Here is a 20428-nt window from a genome sequence, read left to right on the forward strand (position 1 = left end):
TGCAGGCAGCCCACGCGAAGACATGACCGTGAGTGGGACCCTCTGAACGAAGGACGCGGTATTCATGACGAGCGCATTATTCGTATTCGGCGGCGTCGCGCAGATCGGACGGGAGCCGGACCGGCCGATGATGGAGTCCCAGATCGCAATGCCAGACCCATCGCCAGCGCCCTGCTGGCCGTGGGATTTGGCGTGATTGCCTATCTCGCCGGCGATCAGTTCGAGCGTCTGTCGGCGCTCGCCGGATGGCTCTCGTCGATCAACCTGCTGATCGCGGCGTTCAATCTTGTGCCGGGCTTCCCGCTCGACGGAGGCCGCATCTTTCGGGCGGTGCTCTGGCACATGACCGGCAGTCTCACGAAAGCGACCCGCACGTGTTCTTGTGGCTACTGGTTTTGACAATCGTCGGTGGAATGTCTCTGTCAGGCTTTGCTCAATCCGTGGATAAAGGCTAGTATGTCGAAGTGGCCAAAGGCACGAAGCTCTGTCCCAACGTCATCCTGAACAAATCCAAAGGGATGTTTGATCCAGAGAATCTCTATTGGCGAGTCATCAGTAACGTGCGGGCGAGTGGCACGCAGACTGTGGATGCATTTGTGCTCGAAAGTTCATACGACCGCCAAAGCGGCGACCCCATGATCGAGGAACGTCGCGATGATCACTATACCACCTTGTTCACGAGAGACCTGGAGCGTAAGGGCATGTTGTTGATGGTCAGCCCGAGAGATGGTGAAGTTCGAGCAATCGGCGAGATGTGTAAAAAGAAGCAATAGGATGTGCGCTCCGTTGCGATGGCCTTCCCGAGCTCTTGGGCCCCCTATGGAGAACATCACAAACCCGGGGTCACACAGGACCACCGCGCGGCAGCCAGCGACCGTTCGACACAGAGCGTCAACGATTTGAACGCGATGATGCGATGTCGCTGCAGCAGCATCATCTTTCTCGCTACCCACCAGCTCTCGCCATCGTGATAATTATTCACAACGGCACGAAACTGGTCGGGGCGAACCTATGAGTTTGGAAACTGACCCACTGCCGAAAATGCGAATGGCAGACGGTCCCGTGTCATGTGTCTGTGGTGATTCGAAAAGCAAGTAGTGGCTTTTGAGAATTGTGAGCTAGGTTTTCACGTAAACGAGGACGGTACAAATCGACCGACTTCTTAACGGTGTATCTGAGGAGATTACTATGCGCGTAACCCAACAGCAGGCACGACACAGCTATAACAGTTCCACACCAACCAGCCGTCTCCAACCAACCGCTAGTGGGCCTAGTGCCCGAAAGAATCCTGAGCAGGCCAAGGTGCCGCCGGGTAAGACATGGGTCTGGTTCGTCCTCATCCTGCTCGCCAACTTCTTGGTCAGCCGGTTTCTGATCCCGAGCCCGGACGCGCCGGGGACCGTGTCCTATACCTTCTTTAAGCAGGAGGTGGCGAAGCACAACGTTGCGGCAATCTACAGTCAGGGGGACACCATCACGGGCCGCTTCACGGCAGCGCTCACCTATCCGCCGGTGGGCGAAAGGAACTCGACGTCGAGTGGCGAGGTCAAAACCACAGACGAGCGTGGTGCGGTCTCCGGCGGTGCGCCTAAACCCATCAGTGTCTTCACGACTACTTTGCCCTCTTTCGTCGACCCGAGCCTCGAGCAATTCCTCATTTCGAACGGGGTCGAAATCAGTGCGAAACCGATTCAAGAAGGTGAGAATCCATGGGCGATGATCTTTTTCAGCTTCGGTCCGGGTCTGCTCTTCATCGGCTTTTATATCTGGCTCTTCCGTCGGGCTGCGCAGCAAGGCGGTGGCATGATGGGTGGAGGACTGATGGGCATGGGCAAGAGCCGAGCCCGCCGCTATGATCAGGAGCAAACGGCGAAGGTGACCTTCGAGGATGTGGCCGGTATCGATGAAGCTGAAAACGAACTGGTCGAGATCGTGGATTTTCTCAAGGACACCAAGAAGTACACCCGCCTCGGTGGGACGGCTCCGAAAGGCGTGCTGCTGGTGGGCGCGCCGGGGACCGGGAAGACGCTGCTCGCAAAAGCGGTGGCAGGAGAGGCGGGGGTGCCCTTCTTCTCGATGAGCGCCGCGGAGTTTGTGGAGATGATCGTCGGAGTGGGCGCAGCGAGAGTCCGAGATCTCTTCAAGGAGGCGCGCGAGCATGCCCCTGCGATTGTGTTTATCGACGAACTCGATGCCATCGGACGCGCACGCGGACAGATGGCGATCGGCGGATCCAGCGAGCAGGAGCAAACCTTGAATCAAATCTTGACCGAAATGGACGGGTTCTCAAGCCGGCAAGGCATCATCGTATTAGCGGCAACCAACCAGCCTGACGTCCTAGACAAGGCGCTTCTGCGACCCGGACGCTTCGATAGGCGCGTTGTTGTGAATCTCCCAGACAGGACAGGACGAGAGGCGATTCTTAAAGTTCACACTCGCAATGTGCCGCTCGCGAACGACGCCATACTGGGAAACCTTGCCGCCATGACGCCGGGACTCTCTGGGGCCGACCTGAAGAATTTGGTCAACGAGGCCGCTTTACTCGGTGCTCGCCGCGAGCAACAGGAGGTCCGGCACAAGGACTTCCTCGATGCGCTGGAGAAGATCGTGCTCGGCCCAGAACGTCCGATTCTCATGAGCCGGGACGACCGCGAACGCATTGCCTATCATGAAGGGGGACACGCCATCCTCGGTCTCGTCGTGCCTGGCGCTGACCCAGTAAACCGGGTGACGATTGTACCCCGCGGGCAGGCCCTCGGCGTGACCTATCAGCGCCCAGACAGCGACCGCTACAACTATCCGGAAGCCTATTTGCGCGCGAAAATTGTTGGCATGCTGGGAGGGCGTGCAGCTGAGGAAATTGTCTACGGGACGAAGACCACCGGGGCCGAAAACGACATCGAGCAAGCCACCGGCCTGGCGCGTCGAATGGTCACGCGTTGGGGGATGAGCGAGCGGCTTGGCCTCGTGCAGCTCGCGCCAAGGGAGAACCCCTACCTGAGCGGCGTACCCGGTTATGGAGATGCGAAGCCGTTCAGCGAGGAGACGGCTCAAGTCATCGACGCCGAGGTACTCAAGATTATCGGTGAGAGCTACGACGAGGCCAGGCGGTTGCTCAACGCGCATCGCACGCAACTTGATGTGCTTGCCGAAGCCTTGCTGGCCCGCGAAACTCTCAACGAACAGGAGATTCTCGAGGTGACGGGGCTCCCTCATGCACCGGCTCTAGAGACTGGGGTGCTGCCCCATCCCGCTGGCGACGAGACCGAGCCTGAACCGATAGGGGCAGCTCATTCCATGGAACGAAACGGATCCTCATCATTGTGACGATTCCCGACTGTGTGAAATGGGTTCACCGCGAGACCGAATATATGCGTGCAGTTGGACCGTGTCGCCACGACTTATGGCCTTGCAACGGTGAGGAAATCAATATAAACAACCTGCTAATAGAAGATCGCTGGATCAATAGGCCGCCAATGCGGATCCTGGCAGCATGAGTATCAGGCGAAGGAGATGAATCATGAGTGAACTTGTTTGCCTTGCTTTTAAAGACTCCAGCACCGCGGATCGGGAACTCATCGAACTCCGAGCGATGGAACAGGCATACGCCCTGGACCTCGAAGATGCCGTCATCGTCGTGCGCGATAGAAATGGCAAAGTTCATTTGAAGCAGTGTGTCGATGTCTTCGGCGGTGCGACCACCCATGGTGTCGCACTGGGCATGTTGTGGGGTGGGCTGATGGGGCTACTCTTTATGAATCCCCTGACTGGTCTGATCGGCAGCATCGCCGGAGGGGCTGGAGGTGGAGCCATCACCACCGCTGCCAGCGACTATGGGATTGGGATTCCTGACAATTTCATCAGGGGCCTCGGCCATACGATCGTGCCGGGGACCTCAGCGATCTTCTTGCTGATTCGGAACTTTGACCAAGAGAAGTTGTCGGTGAGTATTTCCAAATACGGGGGAACGATCCTCAAGACCTCACTCAGTCGGGAGCAGGAAGAGCGGCTGCGGACCGCTCTCGCTAAACAACAGGATCAAAAAACCGTCCAGCAATACACACGGCCTTAAAGGCCGTAACCTAGCGAAGCCCCACATTACGGCAAGGTCGCTGTCTATTCCAGTGAGATCCGCTTCAGCCTCTTCAGCGTGAACGTGCCATACGGATTTACGTGCTGCCATTTCAGCGTCGACAACGCCAGGAGGTCCACTGCGGTGCGCCGCTGCGCGATGCCAGCTCAGCCGACACCTGGTGATTCATAAGCGTGTTCACAGACACCAAGCTGACTTGCGAGAGGTGGCGTGGCAGCATCAGCACCTCCTGGTCCTCTAGCCGGTCGCGATGGAACCCATCCCGTGCTCAGCTTCCGAGGTCATGGACGCGACGGCGCAGGCCTCCGCCTCTCTGATCGACGTCTGAATTCGAGACAGTCCTCCTCTGCACTCAGTTTGAGACGGACTCCTATTTTGAGCCCCCGTTTTTCCTGGTGTGCTGGTTGGCATCCGCGGTTCCAGCAGGCAGCAGCGTGACCTCCGAGTTGGTGATGCTAGCTCCTGGTTTGTCCTACGCGTACTCATACCTTTGGGCCAATGGCTCTGTTGCTTTTTGCAACAGCGCTCCTCTCTCCTGAGACCTGGAATGCCCCATCGGTTTCCTTTTCTGCTGTGACGCACATCTGAAAGCCACATCAATTCAAGACGGTTGCTGACCGACTCGTCCTGACCCCGTGGCATCGCCTTCGCTTCTCAGGGAAGAGAGCCCCGTTTATCCAATGAGGGAGTGTCATGACAATCGAGAGATAACGGGTTCGGGACCGACCGTTGCACTCGCATTCTTAAGGGGAGTAGCGGCCGGAGGGGTGGCCGCTCTTTTCTCGCCACGAAGTCAGGGGAAGGGACGTGTCGGGCAGTGAGAGGAGATGCCAGGCGGACGGAGGAAGACGTTCTAAAGAAGGCGAAGGAGGCGAGAGCCGCCCTGGATGAGATGATCGAGCGTGGGAAGCATGTGCTCGCCGAGAAAGCGGTGGATGACGAGGCTGCAATCCAGGCCGGACGAGAGACGAAGCAGAACAAATGGGTATGTGATGTCGTTGATATGACCGTCGTCAGAGGGGGGATATTGCCATGCTTCATGTCGAGGGTATTCGAAAGAAGCTGTTATCGCAACGGTGTGACTTGTTTCTTCAGGTTGCTCAGACTGAAGAGGAACTACGCTGGTTCCAACGCGATATCGAAAGCGAAGTAGAGGAGCGAGGGCAGGATGAGACTATGGTTCGGCTGCTCGATCGCCTGGACGGGAGAGCGAAGGCCGAGATCGAGGCGATCGACCGGGCGCTCTTTAAGCTGGGGTCTGAACAGTACGGTCGATGTGAGCAATGCGGAATGGCCATCCCGCAATCCAGGCTGGAGGCGGTCCCGGCGGCCCCCATGTGCATGCCTTGCGAGCAGGCAGAGGAGAACCAGGCGGCGCTGAGGAAATAGGCGAGTAAGCCGCCAGCGTTCATATCAGGAGTGCGAGTCGCTGCCTGTTGGAAGCCGGTCAGCGGATATCGTTTGTGAAAGGAGATCGCCGATGGAAATCAAAGTGCTGTTGTGTAACTGCAAGGGGCTCTGCGATTCATTCAAAGACTCCGATATGAATAAACTCCCTTTCGAGGTTGAATCAGATCTGGATGTCAGGTATACGGTTCTCAGTCCGCAGTTGTGCGGGCAGGGCGGGAATGCCATTTTGGAAGAGGCGATGAAGACCGCCGGCCCGGACAGCTACCTGCTCGTGGGAGCCTGTGCTCCGAAGGCCCAGGAAAAGCTCTTCAAGAAACTCATTCGGGCGACCGGTTTCAACGAGAAACACTTCGTTCCCGTGGATATTCGGAGTACCGATAACAAGGGGATTGTGGATCGTTTGCGGGAAGCCGTCGAAGGTATCCTGAAACCGAGAGAGACCGCACCGGCTACGACCTGAGAGGCCTGCATCGGGCCCACCAGCGGAGACGAGACATCGTTAGGTAGGATTGTCACGCAACGGCCCTGCCGGATCATTCATCAGGAGCGTGACGAACAGCCGGAGACGACGCGAGATGGAATTTAAGGATTACTACAAGACCCTCGGGGTTGAGCGCACAGCCACAGCCGATGAGATCAAGAAAGCCTATCGCAAGCTAGCGCGCACATATCATCCGGACGTCAGTAAAGAGGCGAACGCAGAGGCGCGCTTTAAGGAAATCGGCGAAGCCTACGAAGTGCTCCAGGACACGGAGAAGCGCGCCGCGTACGACCAACTGGGCAATCGCTGGCGAGAGGGACAGGAATTTACGCCTCCGCCCGAATGGGGGGCGGGCTTCGAGTTCACCTCCGACGGCGCTTCCGAGGCGGCTGCCAAGGACTACAGCGACTTCTTCTCCACTCTGTTTGGCAACTTCTCTCATCGCGGCGCATCAACTCGCATTCATGGCGAGGACCATCATGCCAAGATCTTCATTACTCTCGATGACGCATTTCACGGCGGTACCCATACGATTACTCTGCGTTCGCCGCAGGTGGATGCGCAAGGTCGAATGGTGCTGCGGGAGCGGTCGCTGAACGTACAGCTCCCCAAAGGCATCCGTGAGAGCCAGCATATCCGACTTGCCGGGCAAGGGGCGCCGGGAATCAAGGGGACTACCCCCGGTGATCTGTATCTCGAGATCCATTTTCACCCCCACCCTCTCTATCAGGTGCAGGGCCGAGACCTCTCGCTTTCATTGCCGATTGCACCATGGGAAGCGGCTCTCGGAGCGACGGTCAAAGCGCCGACCCCGACTGGCGTGGTTGAAGTCAAGGTCCCCCCAGGCTCACAGAGTGGGCGAAAACTACGGCTCAAGGGACGAGGTATTCCCGGTGAACCGGCTGGCGATCTCTATCTTGTCCTGGCGGTGGTCCTCCCGACAGCGGAGACGGAGGAGGCACAACAGATCTATCGCACCATGGCGCGGGAACTGGCATTCAATCCGCGCCACTCACTCGGAGTCTGAGGGAATGGATATGGAGAACGAGATTCTGATCGGGAGTGTGGTTGGTGATGAGGGTGTGCTAGCGCTTGAAGAGTTGGCCAGGGCCTGCGGGGCGGAGGTCGAGTGGATCGTCGAATTGGTAGCGGTAGGCGTACTGGCACCGGAAGGAAGAGAGACCACGGATTGGCGATTTCGCGCGGTGGATCTCACATGTGCTCGACGAGTCGCCCGACTGCAGAGAGATTTTGGAGCGAGCCTGGAGGCGGCTGCAGTGATGATCGATCTGCTGAAACAGATCGATCAGTTACACGCTCGCCTGAAGCAGCCAGGTCTGAATGTGGATTAGGTACGGGATGTCGTGTGGGAGTGGGGACATGGCCCGTTTGCTGGCCTGTGCCAGTGCGTGCGTTGATACTCTCTGTCGTGATTCTCTAGTCTCTACTACATTGTTCGTGCATGGTAGTGGCGAGCAAGCTCCCATCAATCTTAGAAACCCTTCTTGGACAACATTCCTCTCGGGGAGTGATCGACGGACCATGCAATCCGGCCACGCTTACCGGGTGATCCTGGCTGTCTACACTCAGACCCGCGGGATGAAAGGGGTGTCAATCTGGCGAACATGGATGAGGAACAAGGGTCACGCTGGGAGGAACGTATGGACATGAACCGCATGACGCTGAAGCTCCAGGAGGCACTGCAGGCTGCCTCAGCCCACGCGTTGCGCCGAAGCCATCAAGGCATCGACATCGAGCACCTGCTGCTCGCGCTGATGGAGCAAGAAACGGGTCTGACTGGTCCGCTGCTTGAACAGGCGGGTGTCTCTCCGGCCGCGGTACTGAAGGCCGCCGAGGCGGCCTTAAACAAGCTTCCACAGGTGCAGGGACCCGGATCAGCACCCGGACAGATCTATGTGACGCAGCGCTTATCGCACGTGCTGACCCAGGCCGAACAGGAGATGCGAGGACTGCACGATGAATACGTGAGCGTGGAGCATGTCCTTCTCGCGATGGTGGGAGAAGGGGGTATTTTTAGACAGCTCGGATTAACCCGCGATCGGCTGTTATCCGCACTTCAACAAATACGGGGGAACCAACGGGTAACCAGTCAGGACCCCGAAAGGACGTAAAAAGGGTCAGGTCTTGAATATTGCATGAGAGAACAATAACACGTTCGCCTGCTATCGTCCTCAGCCAGAACAACCATAAAAGGAGGCGGTAGGTACGCCTGTGAAACCGATCTGTTGGTAAGGGTGTAGGCATGGCAATAAGCTAGTCAAGAAAATGGGGATATCAAGTGAGAGTTGAAGGAGCTCGCCGGTTCCAGACAATCCTTCTTGCCGACACAAATTCATGAGGGTCCGAATCTGTCTCGGGCCAAAGAGCATGCAAGAGAGAAACCGGCCAGTCCGAGATATATCAGGCGGCCTTCGCCGGCTTGTGGAGTTGCCCCTTAGCTGCTGCAACGACGTTGTCCGTCGTGAACCCGAATTTCTTTTGCAGCTCTTTGAGTGGCGCTGAGGCGCCGAAGGTCCTCATGCCGATGATCTCGCCTGTTAGTCCGGCATACCGTGCCCATCCAAATGTGGAGGCCTGCTCTATGCAGACTCTGGCCGTCACGGTTGGGGGAATCACGCTGTCGCGATAGGCTTGAGGCTGATGCTCGAATAGCTCCCAGGAAGGCATACTCACCACGCGGGCCTTGATTCCTTCTGCCTTCAACTTCTCGGCAGCTTCAAGGCAGAGCGAGACTTCACTGCCGCTAGCGAGGAGCAACACATCCGGTTTTCCTCCAGGCACGTCGGCCAACACGTAGGCACCGTTTGCCACTCCTGATGCGGCGGCATAGGTGGAACGGTCGATGGTCGGGAGGGCCTGTCTGCTCAGAATCAGGGCCACCGGCTCATGGTTCAACTGCATGATGACGCGCCAGGCCTCTGAGACCTCGTTCGCATCTGCAGGGCGCAGGACAATGAGATTCGGAATGGCTCGTAGTGAGGCGAGTTGTTCAATCGGCTGGTGCGTGGGACCATCCTCGCCGACCCCGATCGAATCGTGGGTAAATATGTGGATGACGGGGATCTCCATCAGCGCGCTCAATCGGATTGCGCCTCGGCTGTAATCGCTGAAAATCAGAAACCCAGAGCCATAGGGGCGAACTTTGGAGATGGAGAGCCCGTTCAATACCGAACCCATGGCATGTTCTCGGACGCCGAAATGCAGATTGCGCCCACCGCGATCCTTAGCAGTGAAGTCGCCGGCACCCTCGAAGGTCAAGCGGGTTTTCGTTGAGGGGGCTAAATCCGCCGAGCCTCCTAACAGCCAGGGAACGTTCTTCGCCAACCCGTTAAGCGCCTTGCTTGAGGCATCGCGGCCTGCCACTCCCTTTGGATCGGCAGGAAATACAGGGAGATCCTTGTCCCAACCGTCGGGCAGGTGGCGTTGCTGCATGTGCGAAAGATGAGCGGCAAGCTGGGGGAATTGCCGCGTGTACTCTTGAAACTTCGCCATCCAGGCTGCACGCACCTCGTGTCCACGCTTGCCCATGCCCTGCTGGAAATGTTCGCGGACGCCTTCCGGCACCAGAAACTTTTCCTGTTCGGGCCAGCCATAGTTCCGCTTGGTCAACGTGATTTCTTTTTCGCCCAGCGGCTCACCGTGCGCGGCGTGGGTATCTTGTTTGTTAGGTGAGCCATAGGCGATATGACTATCGACGATGATCAGCGTCGGTCGATCCGCTTCTCGTTTAAACGTGGTCAAGGCTCGTTCGAGCATGTCGAGGTCATTGGCATCGCCGACCCGGATGACGTTCCATCCGTAGCCGATGAATCGTGTGGCTACGTCTTCACTAAAGGCCCAGTCGGTATGCCCTTCGATCGTGATCTTGTTGTTGTCGTAGATCCAGCAGAGGTTGGCTAATTTCAAGTGTGCGGCCAGGGACGCCGCTTCTCCGGTCACCCCTTCCATCATACAGCCGTCACCGCACAGCGCGTACACGTCGTAGTCGAACATGTCAAACCCAGGTCGATTAAAATAGTGGGCTTGCCATTGGGCGGCGATCGCCATGCCGACGCTGGTGGCAACGCCTTGACCAAGCGGACCGGTCGTCGTCTCCACACCGGAGGTCCAGCGGTATTCAGGATGTCCCGCGCATTTGCTGTCAAGCTGACGAAACCGTTTGATGTCGTCCAACTGGACCGAAAGCTCACCGAGCCGTTCATATTGAGGGTTCACAGCCTTTACGCCGGTCAGGTGCAGCAACGAGTAGAGGAGCATCGAGGCGTGCCCCATTGAGAGCACGAACCGATCGCGGTTCGGCCAGATGGGATCAGCCGGATCGAACCGCATGACTCGCTGCCAAAGGCAGTAGGCCACTGGCGCCATGGCCATTGGAGTGCCCGGGTGACCGGAGTTGGCTTGCTGTACGGCATCCATCGAGAGGGTGCGGATGGTATTGATGCAAGTCTGATCGAGCTGTGGGTTCGTCACCAGGGCCCCCTTTGTAGAGGTGTATGGGTGGAGTGTTGTCGCCAAGAGTCTTTTTCAATACTTATGTCGGTTGTTCTGCGGGCGAGCTTGAGTACGCACCTGGAACAGATGTCGCTGCTAGGAACAGTTGTCTTTAGGCACATCCTCACCCTGATCCAGCGTGATAATCTCGACCGGCGGATTCCTGAAATATTTTGCGCTTCACTCCATTCCGGCATACCGTCACAGGCATGCCATCAGCACCTTCACCATTCCAAAGCCCGGCCGTATCCGTCTGTCCGAAATGTGGATTCGAACAGGAGGTGAGTGGTGAATGCCGACGGTGCGGGATCATCTTTTCAAAGTACAGACCTCCGGCTAGGACAATTGAAACGGATCCGGCTCCGGTGATCGAAGATCCAGCACCGCCGAAGGCGCCGAGCCTCTTCTCTCGTGCCTTGCGCATCCTGCCTTGGGTCTCGCTGACCTGCACGATTGGGGTCTTGCTGTTGATTCTGCGCCAAGCGCCGCCGCTCTCGATTCAAACTGATCCACAGGCGGCCAACCAGGTCACAGAGAAAATGTCCCAGCTTCAGACTGCCATGCTGGCAGGCCAGTCTCACTCACTGGCTCTCAACGAAGCCGAATTGAACCAGTGGATGCGCGACAATCTGGCGATTGCGTCTGCGCACCAGGCGCAGCAGGCTGGTATCCCGATGCCCCACGGTCACGAGGCAAGTGTCCAAGAGGTGCAATCGGCGCTCAAGGACGTTCGCATGAGTCTCAGTGGTACCCAGCTGCGTGCCTATGTGCTCTTTGCGCTTTATGGGAAAGAGATTTCCTTACAACTCGATGGGACGATCGAAACGCGCGACGGGTTTATCCGGCTCAAGCCGACAGCAGGTAAGTTGGGTTCGCTGCCTATTCCCTCGACGACACTCGATCGGGTGGTGCAGCAACTCTTTGAGTCGCCGCAGAACCGAGACACTTTCCAGCTTCCGCCTGAAATCAGATCCATCCACATCGAGAACAACGCGCTCATCGTTTCGACCAGGTAGAAAAGCGAAGCAGCCGATTTGCTCACGACTCCTAAGTAAATCAGTCCTCGTGGACATTCCGTCTTTGCGGAAGGGCTGTATCCAGCAGCGCTCGCTGCTTTCGAAGTGCGCCTTGAGCCTTGGTAAGGGTGGTCAGGGAAAAGGTGATGGTGTCGCCTGGAGCGAGTTGCGCGGCAAGGGAGAGATCAGCAGTGATGACAACCCCGACTTTGGGATAGCCACCGGTGGTCTGCCGGTCTGCCATCAGGAGTATTGGTTCCCCATCGGCTGGAATCTGTAAAGCTCCCATCGTCGTGCAATCGGAGATAAAATAGCCAGGACCCTTCCGGACAATCTTGAGGCCCGCCAGGCGATAGCCCATGCGATTAGATTCCGGAGTGACCCTGTAAGAAGAACTAGTCAAGGTGGCGAGCGCGGTTGCATGAAACAGGTTGTGTTGTGGGCCCGGAATTATCCGCAGCGTCACGGATGTCTTATAGCAAGGGACCAGTCGATCTGGGAGGCGCTTGCCGCTCAGGCCCTCTGTGGCTCGCGGTGCTATGTGCAAGACGTCTCCCTGTCGTAACGGTCTTCCCTTGTATCCGCCGGTTTCACTTGCACCGTGGGTCGAGCGGCTGCCAAGAATCAACGGCACATCGATGCCCCCGGCGACTGCTACGTATGAGCGAGCTCCAGCGCGCTGCTTGCCGAAACTCAACGTGCTGCCACTTGAAACCTCGATGCTTTCCCAAAGCGGGACACACGTGCCACTGAGCGTCGGAGAGAGATCTGCTCCGGTGATCGCGATATGGGTGTCTCCATCGAACTCCAGTTCAGGTCCTTTCAGCGTGAGTTCCAGCACCGCGGCATTGTCCAGATTGCCGACTAGGCGATTGGCGACTCTCGTCGCATAATGGTCCATTGCACCGGCAACCGGAACTCCATACTGCTGATAGCCAGAGCGTCCTAGGTCTTGGACCGTCGAGAGCCATCCAGGTTTGGCGATATGAATTCGGATTGGTTTCACTCCTATTGAGTTGGGAGGGGTTTCGCGATGCCGACGCCTGTCGATCGAATCTCAGCTCGAATGAGATGGACGAACTCAACCGCATGCGGAGTGTCGAGATGCACGCACAGAGTATCAGCCTGCAGAGGGACTTGTAGCCCGTCGGCGCTGGTGACAAATCCATTCAAGATATCGTGCAGTTGACGTCGTACCTGCTGCTCGGTCTCGATCAGTGCGCCAGGCTCGGAGCGTGGGACCAACGTTCCATCGGCGCGGTACGCACGGTCGGCAAAGGCCTCTTGTACGACCAGAAGGCAGGCGGCTTTGCCGCTCTCAACAAGCGCTGATCCTGCCAAGGCAAAGAGACGCAGGTGCTGATCGAATGTTGCCACTGCTCGTGTCACCGCATCGGCAATGGCCCGATCTTTTGCTGCCAAATTATAGAGCGCACCGTGGAGCTTCACGTGAGCGAGCGTCAGATGATCCGATGCCAGTACCTCGGTCAGAGTCTTCAGTTGTGCAGATACGAGCGATTCAATTTCTTCCGGTGAGGTCTGACGATCCTGACGGCCGAAATCCCCGGCATGAGGAAATCCAGGGTGCGCGCCGATCGCTGCCCTATGTTGTGCCGCGAGCCTTGCCGTCCTGCGCATGAGTTCAGGATTTCCAGCGTGAGCCCCACACGCAATATTAACCGACGTGATCAGCGGCATGAGCTGCGCTTGACGCGCGAGCAATTCAGGAGCTCCGTACTCACCCATGTCACTGTTCAAATCAATCGTTCGCACGTGCGTACTCGCCGGCTAGCCGATCGAATGAGTCTCGATCGATGGCGTGGAATCGGACCAGCTCGCCAGGCTTGAGCAGAAAGGGGCTTGAATCCGTCTTCCGATACAGGGGAATTGGTGTCCGCCCAATCAAGCGCCAACCGCCGGGTGTTGAGGATGGATAAATTCCGGTCTGACGATCGGCGATACCGACTGAGCCGGCAGGAACCTTGGTGCGAGGAGTGGAGAGGCGAGGCATCCCCAAGCGCTCAGGGACCAGTCCTAAATAGGGGAATCCCGGGCTGAATCCCAGCATGTAGACCTGATAGGGCACCGATGTATGCAGCCGAATCGTGTCAGTAGGTGTAAGGCCGGCGTAGCGAGCCAGGTCGCCCAGATCCGGTCCCCATTCACCGCCGTATAAGACGGGGATGGTGTGCAACCTGCCGTGAGCCGTGATCCCATCCGAGTTTGGGCGAGGTAATCGCTTCAGCCGTTCGACCAATGTGGACACGTTCCAGTGAAGGGCATCGAAATGGATGGTGACGGATCGATAGGTTGGGACAACATCCAGGATGCCTTTCCACCCTCGGTCCATGATGGTGTTGGCGAAGGTAACCACACGGGCGTTGATATGGGGATCAATGTCGTCTCCGAACTCAATCGTGATCGCTGAGTCGCCGAGCGGCGCAAGACGGATCGACTCTTGTGACATTCGACGAGTACGTCGTAAGCGATTGGGTCTAGGCATGGGTCACGCCATTGATGACCGATTGTAACCTAAGCGGTCCATGGAAGCGGAGAAAGAAAGCATGACAGGAGAGCACGCGCTTGTGATCTGCGGAGTATCTTACCGAACGTTGGCCGTGGCTAAGATGGAGTGCGCAGCGGTGATGCCGGAAAGGGCTGCTCCTTCCATGAAGCCCTGCCATTCATAGAACGAATTGGTATGTTCTCCGGCAAAGAGGAGGTTGTCCACTGGAACGCCCTCCAATCCTGCTATCGTGGTGAATTGGCCAGGACGATAGCAGGTATAGCTGCCTTTCGTGAACGGATTTGACGGCCAATGATCGAGATGGGCGCGGTACCGTCCTTGAACCACAGTGGCTGCTTCCATGGCGCCTGGATACACGCGCTCAAGATCCTGTAAGAATCGCTGTGTTTCGACCTGGACGGCAGCAGGGTTCATGTGAGCCCTCGCTGTCCGCCGGAATAGTCGAGTAAGATCGCTCTCGTATCCGATCCTACGCTCGGGTTGGGTTCCCAGGTCGTTTGATGATGGGCGAGATTGGAATAGGAGGTGCCATTGCCTCCGAGCTGGTGCCATGGGCGGCGCGAGAAGCCGACGTTCATTTTCGCGTTGGTGCCGTATCCTAAGGTCAAGATCGCCTGGCGTTGCGCAGGTGGCAGGGCCAGGTTGGCATCGAGTTCAACGAGGCGTAGCGTCGTAAACGGGATCGCGAGTACAGCCGTGTCATGGGTAAACGTGACCGTGCGGGCCTCTTGTTGGAAGGTCAACTCGATTCGTCCGTCACTGAGACGCCGCACGCGAAGGAGCCTACTATTGGACGTCACTTGCCCTGGAATCTCGCCGGTTAATCCTTCAATGATACGATCATTGCCGTCGACGAGATGATACCGTTCGTCACTGAAGACACCGAATGGGGTGAAGCTCGAGCGTCGATCGGAATGGATGAACAGGAGAAAGTTAAGACAACTTTGTTCACGTGCCGCGAGCCCATATTCTGCTTCATAGGCTGCGATAATGACGGCTTTGGCCATCGGTCGCGCTGCGATTCCTGCTCCATTCTGTCCTTCCAGATAAGCCAGCAGGCTGGTGTGGTCGAGTGCCGCATCATCCGACGTATGACTCCGGGCCGTCACTTCCCGTGACAGGCGATGCATGTCGGTTCGTATCACGGAGACGAAGTCGCGAAACTCCGTGACCACCGCGGTTTCCGTATACCGTTGTCCCGAAAAGTAGTAGAAGACCTCTCCCGGTTCCTTGTTGACGTCTTCGAGCTGCAGCCCGAATCGCTTCGCGTATCCCAACATAGTTTTGTGAAGCGTATCGATCAGCTCGCCGCCACGCTCTGCGACTTGTCCAGGGAAAAAGCCACGCAGCGACCAACAGCGCCCGCCAGCACGAGACCCAGCCTCGTAGATCGAAGCGTTGATGCCGCGCGTCTTGAGGATGTCAGCACAAGCCAGTCCAGCCAGTCCCGCGCCAACGATGCCGACGGACAGGGTGGGCGATGTAGTTTTAGCGGTGGCGGACTCACGGGAACACATGGTGCCAAAGGCGAGGGTCGTACCGATAGCTGCTGTCTTGGCCAGAAAGCGGCGTCGAGAGATCAGCCGTGAGGTGCGGGTTGCTGTAAATTCATCCAATGATCCGAGCGCATCATTCGCTGAAACATGTCGATCATCAGCCAGCACGGCGGCGGCCATCAGCCGTGCGAACGAACGAAAGGCGGCGCTGCGGGCCATCGGACAAGATCCCAGTTGATCAACGAGGCAGGTCGTGCGTCGGGTGAGGCAACAGATCGACGACCAGTGTTTTCCCACTTACGTCGTGCGCATTTCCCATTGGTTGCCCATGAGGCCGACTCGATTGCGTCGACGCCGTGGGTCGTCATGCTGCAACCCGTCGATGCTCATCCGGATGTCCGCATTCACATGGCCCACGAGATAGTAACTGTGTTCGGTCAGGCCCTTGACGATGGGTGTGCAATCGACTTGATGCACTTTGTTGTGCACCACGGCCGGTTTCGCCGGTCCATTCGATCCAAGACGATCGGGATTGCCTTTCGTGAAATCCGATACGACGAGCGCGACGTCACCCTGATTATGGTAGACACTGACACTTCTGGCTAATTCATGCAGCCGCTCTAACGGTTGTCCTGTCTCCAATGCCGTGTCGTCGACATCCGGCGCGCAGAGAAAAATGTGCTCGAACAGACGCGGCAAGGCGTTGCCCGGCGTGAAGGCGTCACACCGCTCGAGTGCGTTCTGCAGCAAGTAATTACCCATCGAATGGCAGAGGATATGCATGTCCTGCTTGCAGAGGGTTTCATCTGCGCGTCGCAGGCTTGCGAGAAAGTCTCTGACCTTAAGAATGGCTCGACCGACGGCGTTTCCGGATCCGGCTGCTTCCGAGCGATCGGACTTATAGGAGACGAACGGGAGCGCCATCCCGTCGGAGGGCCATGAAAACAGCACGACCTGCACGGCCTGATCAGGGTCTCCATCGGGCGAATGGTTCAGCATTTCTTGAAGCGATAGAGCCGTGCCGACGGCGGCGGTCCATGAGACGTTGAACCCATGGATGAACAGCAGGACGTCCGTGTTCTTGCGCATAATTGCTTGCAGATCCGAGAAGGCTCCTTGCGATCCCAGCTTGACCTTCTCCTGCTGGTTTTCGGCGATGGATCGATTGATCTTTTCGCGATAGGCGACGATATCGGCCGACTCCGCACATTTGGCCAAGTACTTGATCATGGCCTCACCGTCGCCTTGCCCCATTGATCCTCTGTCGTCTTCGAGGTACTTGGCGATCTTGGCTTCCTCTACTTCGATGGTCACCCGACCAAACCGGAGGTTTTCAACCCCATCATCGCTGAACTTCTTCCCGTAGCCATCGGGTCGCCAGCGGTCCTTGCCCAGGTGGTTGCGGTTGGTTGCGTAAAAGAGGCGTCGGGATGTCATGTGAGGCTCCCTTCGTACAGGTCAAGAGGTACGATCATTGTAGTCGAGCGAGTTGGGGGTTCTGCTTAACCTCTTCAACAGGGAATGTCAAGGATGGATCCTGATCACCGTATATCCGGAACCGATCGTTCACCGATGGGACGGGGAGAGGTCCTGATAGATGACGCATCTGGCAGCCTCCCTTCATTGTGCTGAGGGGGCGTGACCATGGCTATCCAACTCAGTCAGAAGAAAGAGCCTGACCCGTGATCGAGCGTCTCGCGAGGGCTGCCCTGTTGGGCCGTCCTTCTTCCACGAGCCAATTAAGGTGCTGTGGGCATTAATCGGTTTCCCGTCAGGCTGATAGTCACCCGCAGGAATTTCCCCATCCCGAAAGCGATCGCCAAACTCACGGCGAAGCGTCTGTTGTTTTGCGCGATCCGCCATGCAATCGGTTTCAAACCGGAGCCCGTAGATCTTTGCCGTGCTCTGTCTTGCGATGTGGAGATCATCGGTCGACAGTCCGAGTGATTCCCTATCGGAGTCCGTGGACCACCAGAAGCGCATGGGCAATGCCGGTTGCGCCACCACGACTGCCGTCACCCTTGGATGATCGAGCAGGGCCAGAGGGAACGGACCGGTCATGCAATTGCCGATGATGCCGATGGACTGTGCGCCGTGCCGTTCCCCAACCGTCTGCACCACCGCTCGCAGCCAGCTGATGACGGGCGGACTGCCGTGCGAGGGGATCCCCCATTCACCGCTGGGGGAAAAGTCGATCAGGCCGCGAAACCAGTAGGCCCAGAGTCCACTGGCAGGAGAGAACCTCCCTTTCTCACCGAACAGCATCGGCACGTACACCGTAAAGTCTTTGGAGAGTTCTTCGGCATACGCCAACGTTCCAGGAGACAGGCCCGTCATCTCATGGAGCAGGAGCACCGGCGGCTTGGAGGATTCGTCATTGAGACAGAAGACGGAATGGGTGACGCCTTGACGCGACACAGGCTGCTCGAAACACTCGACCCAATTCAGATGTGGTGTGCCCTCTTCTTTCGTCTGTGGGGCACACATTCCGAATTGGGCAGCCCCACAGCCGACTTGCAAAAGCAGCAGGAGCGTGGCAAGGGATTGGAAGAATGCGCGGTGAATGATAGCCATAAGCAATTCTTGCCTGAGGGAGAAAGCCATGTACGGTGCGTGTCTCGTATAGTAGAGCAGCGCGAGCTTGCCAGTGTTTGTGAGTCCGCGCAAGCCCTCGCCGTTTCCGTGGAGATAGCTGCGTTCAGTGGGATGGGAGTCGATAATAAAGCGAGAGTGGAAAAGGGTTTAGTCGAAACGATACGGCGCTGACCGGCATGTTGTTCATTGGATTGAGGCAAGGGTCTCGCGTGTGGCGGGCGATTTAAGCTTACGCAGTGCCAGGGCCTCGATCTGGCGAACTCGCTCTCGGCTTAGGTCGAGCTGCTCGCCGATTTCCACCAAGGTCATGATCTTGTCGGAGCCGATCCCAAATCGCATACGGATCACAGCCTGTTCTCGTGCGGTCAAGGGAGTTAAGAGACGGTTGAGTTGTTTTTCGCGTTCCACTCGATGGACATAGTGGTCCGGTGGGGCCGTCTGATCATCGGGGATAAGTGATCCAAGGGCTTGCCCATCCCCGATCGGGGTCTCCAGCCCAACGGGTTCTTGAAAGGCTTCCACGGTGTCCCGCACGCGTTCCGGACGAAGTCGAAGGACGCGGGCGATCTCCTCGATCCGTGCCGGACGGCCGAGCTGTAGTTCCAATCGTCGTCTCGCACGAGCGATGCGGCTTGCGGCTTCGGATTGGTGCACCGGCACACGAATCACGCGAGACTGTTCTGAAAGGGCCCGTGTGATGCCTTGACGAATCCACCAGGTGGCATAGGTGCTGAATTTGAACCCCTTACGATATTGATAGCGTTCTGCGGCTTTCATCAGGCCGATGTTGCCTTCCTGTACCAGGTCCAAGAGCGTGAGGCCGTGCGACGTATAGCGTTTGGCGACGTCGATGACCAGGCGGAGGTTATGCCGCACGAGTTCTTCTTTCGCATTCTCCAGCTGACGGCGAGCCCGTTTCACTTGAGTCAGCAACGTCCGAAGTGCGTGATGGGCTTCCAAAGGAAGATAGGGTGCGATCGGTGAGGACGAGTTCCCGCAAGCCGTGACCAACGCCTCGGTTCGATTCAACACGATAGCCGAAAGTCCACTGAGCCGTCGGATGGTGGTGAGTTCCTCAATCAGATCCTCGGCAGAGGGGGACGGAACATGTTTGGTGAGAAGGGTCGTTGCCTGTTTCAGCGCCAGCTTGATGCACCGTGTTCCTGCATCAATCTGTTTCGCGAGCGCGATCTCCTCGTTGGCGGTCAACAGGGTGATGCCTCTGAATGAATGGAAATAGAGAGACTCGAGAGCGAATCGATGCTGCGGGGTCGGAGCCCCTACAGTATCCTGACTGGAAATCTCCAGAGATGAGTCGGGCTCGTCGGCACGACTGCTATGGTTCAACAGAGTTCCGGATGAGAGAGTGTCACTGTAGACCTCCTCACTCCCATCCTGTTCAGAGAGATACGTTCTCTCCTCGCTCTCTCGCAGAAGGTCGTCTCTCATGGGATTCTCCTTTCGCCCTAGCGCTCGGCTGGCCGCCATGGTCTGACACGTGGTTGCTTACGGTACATTCATACCAGAGTGTCTACTGTATGTCAAATGATAGGAAATAAAAGATTAGACAAATAGTAGACTGATTGCTATATTGTGGCCATGTTTTTCTCGCATTCATCAAAACCGGAGGTCTTATGAAACCGTTCACGCTCCATGGAAGAACCTGTGTTTGGGTAATTGGTCTCAGTCTCCTTGGAATCTTTGTTATGACTGCAGCTCGAGGGGTGGTGTTTGCGGAGGAGAGGTTGACGAGTCCTGCCTCAGGAGGAAAGAAGTCGTTAGCGCCACTCTATCGTTTTCGCCTTCCGGACATCGATGGACAACCCGTTGATCTGAAGACGTTTAAGGGGAAGGTGCTGTTGATCGTGAATACGGCGAGCATGTGTGGGAACACTCCGCAATATGCCGGCCTCCAAGAAATGTATGAACGGTATCGTGAGCAGGGATTCGAGGTGTTAGCCTTTCCGGCTAACGACTTTGGACAGCAAGAGCCAGGGACGAATGATGAAATCAAAGGCTTCTGTTACACAAAGTATAGTGTCAGTTTTCCGCTGTTCTCCAAAATCAGCGTCACGGGGAATGAGCAGCACCCCCTCTACCAATATTTGACGGAACAGAGTCCTTTTCCCGGGCGGGTCACGTGGAATTTTCAGAAATATCTGGTGAACCGGTCCGGTCAGGTGATCGGGAAGTACGATCCCGGAATGAATCCGCTGTCAAAGACGATTATTGCCGATCTGGAAAAGGCCTTGGCTAAGAGTTAATGGGAGAGAGACCATCGCGAGACATCGATTTGGC

20 protein-coding genes are annotated in these 20428 nt (G+C 57.1%); 11 read left to right on the top strand and 9 right to left on the bottom strand.

Annotated elements, in window-relative coordinates; genetic code table 11:
• Nucleotides 1–192: 192 nt before the first annotated feature.
• From IPM58_01155 to IPM58_01195, 9 genes are all read left to right on the top strand, one after another.
• Entirely contained in the window at nucleotides 193–399 is a 207-nt protein-coding gene (locus IPM58_01155; protein MBK9305714.1) for a site-2 protease family protein, read from the top strand.
• 65 nt (nucleotides 400–464) lie between these two features.
• Complete coding sequence (locus tag IPM58_01160; GenBank protein ID MBK9305715.1) at nucleotides 465–773, top strand: hypothetical protein; 309 nt, start codon at nucleotides 465–467, stop codon at nucleotides 771–773.
• 415 nt (nucleotides 774–1188) lie between these two features.
• Complete coding sequence (gene ftsH / locus IPM58_01165; protein ID MBK9305716.1) at nucleotides 1189–3327, top strand: ATP-dependent zinc metalloprotease FtsH; 2139 nt, start codon at nucleotides 1189–1191, stop codon at nucleotides 3325–3327.
• Nucleotides 3328–3520: 193 nt separating this feature from the next.
• Complete coding sequence (locus tag IPM58_01170; GenBank protein ID MBK9305717.1) at nucleotides 3521–4072, top strand: DUF1269 domain-containing protein; 552 nt, start codon at nucleotides 3521–3523, stop codon at nucleotides 4070–4072.
• A gap of 1053 nt (nucleotides 4073–5125) precedes the next feature.
• Nucleotides 5126–5482: a TraR/DksA family transcriptional regulator gene (locus IPM58_01175; protein ID MBK9305718.1), complete on the top strand. Its 357-nt coding sequence runs from the start codon at nucleotides 5126–5128 to the stop codon at nucleotides 5480–5482.
• Nucleotides 5483–5573: 91 nt separating this feature from the next.
• On the top strand, nucleotides 5574–5963 hold the full coding sequence (locus IPM58_01180) for a hypothetical protein (GenBank protein ID MBK9305719.1): 390 nt from the start codon (nucleotides 5574–5576) through the stop codon (nucleotides 5961–5963).
• A gap of 115 nt (nucleotides 5964–6078) precedes the next feature.
• Nucleotides 6079–7011 (top strand): DnaJ domain-containing protein, encoded by a 933-nt coding sequence (locus IPM58_01185; protein ID MBK9305720.1) that lies wholly within the window; start codon nucleotides 6079–6081, stop codon nucleotides 7009–7011.
• A 4-nt stretch (nucleotides 7012–7015) separates the two neighbouring features.
• Nucleotides 7016–7336 (top strand): MerR family transcriptional regulator, encoded by a 321-nt coding sequence (locus IPM58_01190; GenBank protein MBK9305721.1) that lies wholly within the window; start codon nucleotides 7016–7018, stop codon nucleotides 7334–7336.
• Nucleotides 7337–7645: 309 nt separating this feature from the next.
• Nucleotides 7646–8116, top strand: coding sequence for a hypothetical protein (locus IPM58_01195; protein ID MBK9305722.1), 471 nt, complete (start codon nucleotides 7646–7648; stop codon nucleotides 8114–8116).
• Between the two features lie 289 nt (nucleotides 8117–8405).
• Here IPM58_01195 and tkt read toward each other — a convergent pair whose 3' ends face one another.
• Nucleotides 8406–10475 carry a transketolase gene (gene tkt / locus IPM58_01200; GenBank protein ID MBK9305723.1) on the bottom strand — a complete coding sequence of 690 codons (2070 nt, stop codon included), beginning with the start codon at nucleotides 10473–10475 and terminating at the stop codon, nucleotides 8406–8408.
• A 386-nt stretch (nucleotides 10476–10861) separates the two neighbouring features.
• Between tkt and IPM58_01205 the strand changes: the two genes are divergently transcribed.
• Nucleotides 10862–11512 (top strand): hypothetical protein, encoded by a 651-nt coding sequence (locus tag IPM58_01205; GenBank protein MBK9305724.1) that lies wholly within the window; start codon nucleotides 10862–10864, stop codon nucleotides 11510–11512.
• Nucleotides 11513–11552: 40 nt separating this feature from the next.
• On the opposite strand, the gene IPM58_01210 is transcribed toward IPM58_01205, so the two are convergent.
• The 8 genes from IPM58_01210 to IPM58_01245 form a co-directional block, all read right to left on the bottom strand.
• Entirely contained in the window at nucleotides 11553–12518 is a 966-nt protein-coding gene (locus IPM58_01210; protein ID MBK9305725.1) for a biotin-dependent carboxyltransferase, read from the bottom strand.
• A 2-nt stretch (nucleotides 12519–12520) separates the two neighbouring features.
• Entirely contained in the window at nucleotides 12521–13285 is a 765-nt protein-coding gene (locus IPM58_01215) for a LamB/YcsF family protein (protein MBK9305726.1), read from the bottom strand.
• Nucleotides 13272–13979, bottom strand: a complete 708-nt coding sequence (gene pxpB, locus IPM58_01220; GenBank protein ID MBK9305727.1) for a 5-oxoprolinase subunit PxpB — start codon at nucleotides 13977–13979, stop codon at nucleotides 13272–13274. Before pxpB ends, IPM58_01215 begins: the two co-directional genes overlap by 14 nt.
• A 135-nt stretch (nucleotides 13980–14114) precedes the next feature.
• Nucleotides 14115–14453 carry an FAD-dependent oxidoreductase gene (locus IPM58_01225; protein ID MBK9305728.1) on the bottom strand — a complete coding sequence of 113 codons (339 nt, stop codon included), beginning with the start codon at nucleotides 14451–14453 and terminating at the stop codon, nucleotides 14115–14117.
• The gene (locus tag IPM58_01230; GenBank protein MBK9305729.1) at nucleotides 14450–15754 is read right to left on the bottom strand and encodes an FAD-dependent oxidoreductase; all 1305 of its coding nucleotides are present in this window, start codon (nucleotides 15752–15754) and stop codon (nucleotides 14450–14452) included. Before IPM58_01230 ends, IPM58_01225 begins: the two co-directional genes overlap by 4 nt.
• Nucleotides 15755–15832: 78 nt before the next feature.
• Nucleotides 15833–16972: an alpha/beta hydrolase gene (locus IPM58_01235; protein MBK9305730.1), complete on the bottom strand. Its 1140-nt coding sequence runs from the start codon at nucleotides 16970–16972 to the stop codon at nucleotides 15833–15835.
• Nucleotides 16973–17155: 183 nt separating this feature from the next.
• Complete coding sequence (locus IPM58_01240; GenBank protein ID MBK9305731.1) at nucleotides 17156–18109, bottom strand: hypothetical protein; 954 nt, start codon at nucleotides 18107–18109, stop codon at nucleotides 17156–17158.
• Nucleotides 18110–18313: 204 nt separating this feature from the next.
• Complete coding sequence (locus tag IPM58_01245; protein MBK9305732.1) at nucleotides 18314–19579, bottom strand: sigma-70 family RNA polymerase sigma factor; 1266 nt, start codon at nucleotides 19577–19579, stop codon at nucleotides 18314–18316.
• A 257-nt stretch (nucleotides 19580–19836) separates the two neighbouring features.
• On the opposite strand from IPM58_01245, the gene IPM58_01250 reads away from it, so the two are divergent.
• The gene (locus IPM58_01250) at nucleotides 19837–20394 is read left to right on the top strand and encodes a glutathione peroxidase (GenBank protein ID MBK9305733.1); all 558 of its coding nucleotides are present in this window, start codon (nucleotides 19837–19839) and stop codon (nucleotides 20392–20394) included.
• Nucleotides 20395–20428: the final 34 nt, after the last annotated feature.

The organism is Nitrospira sp. (genome assembly GCA_016715825.1).
Taxonomy (GTDB): domain Bacteria; phylum Nitrospirota; class Nitrospiria; order Nitrospirales; family Nitrospiraceae; genus Nitrospira_D.